Genomic DNA, 7,880 nt, shown 5'->3' with positions numbered 1-7,880 from the left:
TAGATACAATAGAAGGTCAAATATGGGGACAATCTTCGATGTGTTAATGAAAAAGATGGTGAAATTTGAATAAATATCAATAAAATCAATAGATAACAAGGGTGCTCTAAGCGCCTATACCTATTAGGAAAATAAAAAGGCTTGGCAATGACGCCACCAATGGGTTGGAATTCTTGGAACACCTTTGCCATCAATATTGACGAAAAATTAGTCAAAGAAACCGCCGATATTATGGTGTCATCCGGAATGGCAGCGGCAGGTTACAATTATATTGTACTCGATGACGGTTGGATGTCCAAAGAGCGCGATGAAAATGGCAATCTAGTTGCCGACCCAATCAAATTTCCAAACGGAATGAAAGTCCTTATCGATTATGTGCATTCCAAAGGTTTAAAATTTGGTTTGTACAATTGTGCGGGAACTAAAACTTGTGCGGGTTATCCGGGAACTCGTGGGTATGAGTACCAGGATGCACGTTTTTATGCCAATTTAGGCATCGATTTCCTGAAATACGATTGGTGTAATACGGCTGGAATAAATGCTCCAGAAGCTTATGCTACTATGAGCAACGCCTTGAAAACAGCAGGAAGACCTATCGTTTTTAGCCTATGCGAATGGGGCGATAAAAAACCTTGGGATTGGGCAAAACCTATCGGAAATCTTTGGAGAATTTCGGGAGATATTTACCCTTGTTTTGATTGCGAATTCAAGCATCCCGAAAATTGGTCCTCTTGGGGATTTATGAAAATTGTCGAAATGCGAAAAGACATTCGTAAATATTCCGGCCCAGACCATTGGAACGATTTCGATATGATGGAAGTAGGCAACGAAATGACCACTATCGAAGACCGATCGCATTTTGCAATGTGGTGTATGATGGCATCTCCGCTAATCGCTGGAAATGATTTCCGAAAAATGAAATCAGAAACCTTGGCCATTTTGACTAACAAAAACTTAATTGCTGTAAACCAAGATAAATTAGGAGTTCAAGGATTCAAATTAACAACAGAAGAGGGCGTAGAAGTTTGGGTAAAACCTTTGTCCGACGGTGCTTGGGCAATCACTTTCTTGAACCGAACCGAAGTTCCTAAAAAAATCAATTTTGATTGGAAGAAAAACCCAATAAAGGATGCTGATTTTGGTTACGAAGCCGATTTTAACAAAACCATCTTTAAGATCAAAGATCTTTGGAAAAACAAAGAAGCCGGAACCACCAAAAAGAATTTCACCGCCGATATTATTCCTCACGACGTAATTGCTTTGAAATTAATTCCTTAAAACTAAAAGAGATGAACTTCAAATCTAAAATTATTGTGCTTTTTCTATTTTTTAGTTGCAGTATTGTAAGTGCACAATTAGTCAAAAAGCATGGCCAACTTAGTGTGAAAGGAACGCAATTAGTAGATATAAACCATAATCCAATTGTTTTAAGAGGAGTGAGTTTCGGATGGCACAATTGGTGGGGGAAATTTTATAATAAAGAGGTAGTCAAAACCCTGCACAACGATTGGAATGCTACCGTTTTGAGAGCTGCAATGGGAGTTGATGCGGATAAAAATTGCTACATTAAGAGTCCAGAAGATTCCAAAGCAAAGATTGAAGCAGTTATAAATGAAGCTATAAATCAAGACATTTATGTAATAATTGATTTTCACAGCCATAACATTCATCTTAAAGAGGCTAAAGTTTTCTTTGACGAAATGTCAAAAAAATACGGAAAATATCCTCATATAATTTACGAAGTTTTTAACGAGCCAGATAATGAAACTTGGGCCGAAGTTAAGGCTTATTCGGAAGAAGTTATCAAAGTGATAAGAGCAAATGATCCAAAAAACATCATTCTAGTGGGTAGTCCACATTGGGATCAAGATGTCCATTTGGCTGCTAAAGATCCAATAGTTGGCTTTGATAATTTAATGTATACCATGCATTTTTATGCAGGAACACACGGCAAGTGGTTGCGTGATAGAACCGACGAAGCTTTAATAAAGGGCCTGCCTATATTTGTATCTGAATCGGCTGGGATGGAAGCTTCAGGTGATGGTCCTTTGAATCTAATTGCTTGGCAAGCATACGTCGATTGGATGGAGAAAAACAAAATCAGTTGGATTACTTGGTCGGTTTCTGATAAGAAAGAAACTTGTTCTTTTCTCAAAGAAAATGCTAACACATCCGGAAAGTGGAAAGATACAGATCTTCAAGAATCAGGTTTGATAACTGGAGAATACTTACGAAAGTATAATGCAAAACATTAATAAAAACCAGTTGGGTGTAATTATTTAATAACGTCAGTTCGAGGTATAATTTTTATTCTAAAAAAAGCAATATATAATGACGTAAAGAAACGAAAATGTTCTTAGGATGCCCGCCCATAGACTGTGAGGGCCGAGCGTAAAACAGTCCTGTGAACTGTTTTAGCGAAGGAGCCAGCCGGTGCGTGGGGCGCTTTTCGAAAATTTTGAAAAAATCCAACGCTGTTTGAGCGTAGCGAGTTTGTTGGATTTCAGAATTGAGAAAACAGCGGGTTGGCGAACAGTCAAGGGCTAGCGTTTTTTGTTTCTTTTTTGGAGGGCCGAGCGTTAAAAATAGTCCTGTGGACTATTTTAGCGAAGGAGCCAGCCGGCGCTTGGGAAAAGAAAATTAAAAACACATTATTCTATCGATAAGTAGAATTTTAATTAGAAAATCGCTTTTTTTCTTACAATTATATTTTATTATTTAGTTGATAATAAGACAATTAACAAATATCGTCAATGGTGTGTTTTTTGTGAGATCCCGATCGCTATCGGGAGGAAAAAAAAATGCCTGCCCGCCGCAGGCAGGTATCGAGAACCGTTTTTAATGATAATTTTTCTGTTCTCGATACAATTTTCTGTCGAAAATCACTCGAACTGACGAAAAATTATCATCAAAAACTAATTACACCCAACGGTTTAATAAAAGGTAAATTTTATCCCCATAATTTTATAATCTTTGTGATTTGTTTAAAAAACTGTAAATGAAAAACAGAGTGATTGGAATTATGGGGGCTATGCCCGAAGAAATCGAAGGAGTAGTTGCGTTGCTTTCGAATTGCGTTGAAACCACAATGGGTCAGCGGACCTATTTTTCGGGACAAATTAACGGAATAGAAGCTGTTGTGGTCTTTTCGAGATGGGGCAAAGTCGCTGCAGCTACAACAGTCACAACTTTGATTCAACAATTTAATATCAGCGAATTGCTGTTTACGGGAGTAGCGGGAGCCATTAGTCCCGAGCTAAAAATTGGCGACATCGTTTTGGGTAAAAGATTGATTCAACACGATATGGACGCTAGGCCTTTGATGGCACAGTATGAGATTCCATTGCTTTCGAAAACCTATTTAGAAAGTGATGAAACTCACTTGGCTATTGCTTCAAAAGCGATAAATGCAGTAATTGAAAACAGAAGTTTACACGCTGTTATTGGAGAACAGGAATTGTTGGAATTCAATATTTCGCAGCCAAATTTGTTTATTGGTGATATCGCAAGTGGCGATCAGTTTTTCTCTAAAAACGAACAAAAAGAGAATCTCAAGGCTCAATTGCCCAATGTGCTTTGTGTAGAAATGGAAGGCGCAGCGGTAGCTCAGGTTTGTTATGAATATAAAATCCCGTTTAGTATTATTCGAACCATTTCAGATGCTGCAGATGACTCGGCTCACATTGATTTTCCGTCTTTTATTAAAAAAATATCGAGCAAGTACGCTGCCGAAATCATAAAAAACATTTTCAAAATACTTTAAAATGGTTCGAATTATACCAAGGTATTCGGGTAAAAGGATTATTTCAAAACGTGTGTTGCCAAGACCAAATGAACGTCATAGACATCTACCGACTTTTTAAATTGCTTAACAATACTCGGCTGTGTTTCACTAGAAACCCAAATTTTAAGTTCTGCCTCCAAATCGAAAGTTCCTGCTGTCTCTACACTAAATCGAGAGATACTTTTATAAGTAATGGATTTATATTCAATTTTGCTGCCAGTTAAACCTTGTTTTTCTATCAAAATCAAACGTTTGGTCGTGAAAATAAAAACATCACGGATTAGTTTGAAACCCAGTTCAATTTCTTCGCCTTCGATTAATAATTTACCATAATCTTTGATTAAGCTTTCTTGGCTTACTGTTCCTGCATTGCCCATTAAGGCGGATAAAAATCCCATAATTCTATGTTTAAATGTTTTGACTTCGTAAAATTACGATAATTAGCGGTTGAATATTCGAAAATTACTTCAATTTTAAATGAATTTTGGCAATTGTAAATGTTTCGACGACGTAATTTAAGCCGGTTTTACAGGCTTCATTGTTAACTGTTCTTTAATAAATTGTGCTATTTCTTGGTTTTTTATTAATATGACAGAGAAACAATTGAAAAATAACGTTTTGTTGATATTGCTTGTCAATTTTTGTCAAATCTATAGTTGTTTTTAATGTTGTTTTTATAAATTGCAACCTTTGAATTAAATGAAAATTAGGTATGTCAGAAAGAGACGGGGAAGCGAATGCTGAAAAAGCAAGGTTAAAGTTAAGGACAGATAATAAAGGTTGGAAAAAGTGGGGACCTTATTTGACCGATCGTCAATGGGGAACAGTTAGAGAAGATTATTCACAAAGTGGTTATGCTTGGGGTTGTACAACTCATGATATGGCTAGATCTAAAGCCTACCGATGGGGGGAAGAAGGAATCGGCGGAATTTCGGATAATAAGCAACATATTTGCCTAGCCTTTTCATTTTGGAATCACAAAGATCGAATTCTAAAAGAACGTTACTTTGGTTTAACGCCAGCTGAAACGAACCACGGAGAGGATGTAAAAGAAATTTATTATTATCTCGATTCGACTCCTACGCATTCCTATCAAAAGATGCTTTATAAGTATCCACATGCGGCTTTTCCTTATGAAAAAATCATTGCTGAAAGTCAAAGGCGTTCTCGATTTGAACCTGAATATGAATTAATCGATACTGGTGTTTTTGACAATGATGAGTATTTTGATATTACTATCGAGTACGCTAAAGCTGATGAGCAAGATATATTAATAAAAGTAACTGTAGAAAATCGTTCTAAAGTTGCTGCTCCAATAACTGTACTTCCTACTATTTGGTTCAGGAATACTTGGAGTTGGGGTTACGAAAAATACAAGGAAAAACCGAGCTTGAAGGGAGTTGGAAAATCGCTTATCGAAGTCGATCATAACATTGTTGGTAAATTCAATCTATATGCTGAAAAAGCAAAAAATCTTTTGTTTTGCGAAAACAAAACGAATTTTGAAAGACTGTATGGTTCACCAAATAAAACACAATTTCCAAAAGACGGTATAAATGATTATATCGTAAATAAAAAAAAGAAGGTAATAAATCCTGACGCTATTGGCACCAAGGCTTCGGTTCACTATGATGATGTAATTCCTGGGTTAGGCAAAAAGGAATACCGTCTTCGGTTTACAAATACTACTCCTGAAGATGCTTTTATTGATTTTGATGCTATTTTCAAAAAACGACTTGATGAAGCGGATGCCTTTTATGCCACCATTCAAAAAGGAGTAACAGATGAAAAACTGAAATCCATTCAGAGACAAGCCTATGCAGGAATGCTATGGACCAAGCAATGGTATTATTATAATGTTTATGAATGGCTAAAAGGCGATCCATCTACACCAAAACCCGAGAGAGGACGAAATGAAGGCAGGAATAGCACTTGGAAGCACTTGTATACTTCTAATATTCTTTCGATGCCCGATAAATGGGAGTATCCGTGGTTTGCGGCTTGGGATTTAGCTTTTCACACTTTGCCTTTGGCTAGACTGGATCCTGATTTTGCCAAAAGACAATTGTTGGTCATTCTTAGGGAATACTATATGCACCCCAACGGGCAAATTCCAGCTTATGAATGGTCGTTCTCGGATGTGAATCCACCAGTTCACGCATGGGCAACTTGGAAAGTATACGAAATTGACAAAGAAGCCAATGGAGGAGTAGGAGATACGGTGTTCTTAGAACGTATTTTCCATAAATTGCTACTTAATTTTACGTGGTGGGTTAATTTGAAAGACGAAAACGGGAATAATATCTTTGGTGGTGGTTTCCTTGGTATGGATAATATTGGAGTTTTCGATCGTTCGTATGACTTGCCAACAGGTGGACATCTCGAACAAGCTGATGGAACCGGTTGGATGGCGATGTATTGTTTGAATATGTTGCGTATTGCTTGTGAAATATCGCTTAAAAATCCTGTTTATCAAGATATGGCGTCCAAATTTTTTGAGCATTTCCTTCATATTTCCGGGGCGATGCAAGCTTTGGGCGATAACCACATAAGTCTGTGGGACGAAGAAGATGAGTTTTATTATGATATGCTTCATAAGCCAAATGGTGACGCTGAATTACTTAAAATTCGTTCGATGGTGGGTTTAATACCCTTATTTGCGGTCGAAGTTTTAACACCGGAATTGCTTGAGAAATTACCATTATTCAAACGAAGAGTGGAATGGGTTTTGAAAAACAGACCGGACTTGGCTAGTTTGGTTTCCAGTTGGTTTGCACACGGAAAAGGAGAAACACGATTGCTGTCAACACTGAGAGGCCATAGAATGAAAATGATTCTCAAGCGCATGTTTGATGAGAAAGAATTTTTATCAGATTTTGGCGTACGTTCTATGTCAAAATACCATAAAGAACATCCGTATAAATTCAATCATCACGGTGGAGTGATTCAAGTAGATTACACACCAGCTGAGGCGACAGGCGATATGTTTGGCGGAAACTCGAATTGGAGAGGGCCTATTTGGTTCCCAATGAATTACTTGATATTAGACTCATTAGAAAAATTTCATAATTATTATGGCAAAGGATTTAAAGTTGACTTCCCAACCAATTCAGGCAATGAAATGAACCTTAAAGAGGCTTCGAAGGGAGTCGCAAGAAGATTGTTAGCATTGTTTCTCAAGGATGCTGATGATAAAATTCCGATGTATGGTGAATATGAAAAGTTTCAAGAAGATCCATTGTTTAACAAAAATAATTTGTTTTTTGAGTATTTCGATGGAGATACTGGTAAAGGTTTAGGAGCCAATCATCAAACAGGTTGGACAGGACTTATTGCTGAAATCATCTGGCATTTGAATAAAAAAGAAGAGTAGTTTTTCAATACCCTGCTCAATTTTAATTAGTGTTGCGTCGTGTTTTTATATTTGAAAACACGATGCAACAATTTAATTAGTACTAATTTGTGGCATAAATAAACTGTACAATCGCCCATACTTTTAGACTGTCAACCAAAGCAATGGACTTCTAGTCCATAGTGATTTATTTAACCCACAAAATCTTCGTGGCCATTACAAATTTTCATTGAAGAATGAAGGGCTACCTTTCCTTCTTCAGATAGGACTACTTTTTGACGATTAAGGAGAAATTCGAGAGCATTCTCTTTTGGGAAGGTTGTACCCGAACAGGAACCAAATTGGACATCTGTTCCCCAAGTGTCGCCAATTGCTTCAACTAGTTCTTCAGGTGTCCATTGTTCGTTATTATTTTCTATCAAAAATATAACTTCGTGTATGTGTTTAATAGTATTCATTTCTAAAGTGGTATTTTAAAATTTCTAAAGGGTTTTCTTTAACTAAATTTTATATCAACCTGATTTAGTAGAAGTTGATGGCTTCTGAAATAATTCTGTAGATATTTCAAAACTGGCTTCAAAGATACTTCTTTTTGGGTTTATTTTATTTGTATAAAAATATTTGTAACTAATCAGTCTCAAATATAGGGATTTTATTTCATGTCAAAATGACGTGAAATAAAATTCGAATTCATGCCACATAGTCATTGGATTTATTAGGTGAATCTTTTTATATTTTGTACTT

Annotated in this window: 6 protein-coding genes; 4 read left to right on the top strand and 2 right to left on the bottom strand. The window is 36.6% G+C overall.

The window, feature by feature from the left end; all coding sequences use genetic code 11:
* Nucleotides 1–147 precede the first annotated feature (147 nt).
* The 3 genes from ACIQ1E_RS13105 (at nt 148) to ACIQ1E_RS13095 (ending at nt 3,763) form a co-directional block, all read left to right on the top strand.
* Nucleotides 148–1,278, top strand: coding sequence for a glycoside hydrolase family 27 protein (locus ACIQ1E_RS13105; RefSeq protein WP_396171762.1), 1,131 nt, complete (start codon nt 148–150; stop codon nt 1,276–1,278).
* Nucleotides 1,279–1,289: 11 nt separating this feature from the next.
* Nucleotides 1,290–2,255: a glycoside hydrolase family 5 protein gene (locus tag ACIQ1E_RS13100; RefSeq protein ID WP_396171761.1), complete on the top strand. Its 966-nt coding sequence runs from the start codon at nt 1,290–1,292 to the stop codon at nt 2,253–2,255.
* 743 nt (nt 2,256–2,998) lie between these two features.
* A complete protein-coding gene (locus ACIQ1E_RS13095) occupies nt 2,999–3,763 on the top strand; it encodes a 5'-methylthioadenosine/adenosylhomocysteine nucleosidase (protein WP_396171760.1) in 765 nt (254 codons plus the stop codon).
* Nucleotides 3,764–3,801: 38 nt separating this feature from the next.
* Here ACIQ1E_RS13095 and ACIQ1E_RS13090 read toward each other — a convergent pair whose 3' ends face one another.
* Nucleotides 3,802–4,182 carry a PH domain-containing protein gene (locus ACIQ1E_RS13090; RefSeq protein ID WP_396171759.1) on the bottom strand — a complete coding sequence of 127 codons (381 nt, stop codon included), beginning with the start codon at nt 4,180–4,182 and terminating at the stop codon, nt 3,802–3,804.
* Nucleotides 4,183–4,496: 314 nt separating this feature from the next.
* On the opposite strand from ACIQ1E_RS13090, the gene ACIQ1E_RS13085 reads away from it, so the two are divergent.
* Nucleotides 4,497–7,157 (top strand): MGH1-like glycoside hydrolase domain-containing protein, encoded by a 2,661-nt coding sequence (locus ACIQ1E_RS13085; RefSeq protein WP_396171758.1) that lies wholly within the window; start codon nt 4,497–4,499, stop codon nt 7,155–7,157.
* A 170-nt stretch (nt 7,158–7,327) separates the two neighbouring features.
* Here ACIQ1E_RS13085 and ACIQ1E_RS13080 read toward each other — a convergent pair whose 3' ends face one another.
* Nucleotides 7,328–7,594: a DUF2492 family protein gene (locus ACIQ1E_RS13080; RefSeq protein ID WP_396171756.1), complete on the bottom strand. Its 267-nt coding sequence runs from the start codon at nt 7,592–7,594 to the stop codon at nt 7,328–7,330.
* Between the last annotated feature and the right edge of the window lie 286 nt (nt 7,595–7,880).

The sequence above is a fragment of the Flavobacterium sp. genome (genome assembly GCF_044348915.1).
GTDB lineage: Bacteria > Bacteroidota > Bacteroidia > Flavobacteriales > Flavobacteriaceae > Flavobacterium.
This window is presented reverse-complemented; position numbering and strand designations above follow the sequence as displayed.

Coding starts and splice junctions, on each gene's coding strand:
- ACIQ1E_RS13105 (WP_396171762.1), top strand. CDS start 148: ATGACGCCACCAATGGGTTGGAATTCTTGGAACACCTTTGCCATCAAT.
- ACIQ1E_RS13100 (WP_396171761.1), top strand. CDS start 1,290: ATGAACTTCAAATCTAAAATTATTGTGCTTTTTCTATTTTTTAGTTGC.
- ACIQ1E_RS13095 (WP_396171760.1), top strand. CDS start 2,999: ATGAAAAACAGAGTGATTGGAATTATGGGGGCTATGCCCGAAGAAATC.
- ACIQ1E_RS13090 (WP_396171759.1), bottom strand. CDS start 4,182: ATGGGATTTTTATCCGCCTTAATGGGCAATGCAGGAACAGTAAGCCAA.
- ACIQ1E_RS13085 (WP_396171758.1), top strand. CDS start 4,497: ATGTCAGAAAGAGACGGGGAAGCGAATGCTGAAAAAGCAAGGTTAAAG.
- ACIQ1E_RS13080 (WP_396171756.1), bottom strand. CDS start 7,594: ATGAATACTATTAAACACATACACGAAGTTATATTTTTGATAGAAAAT.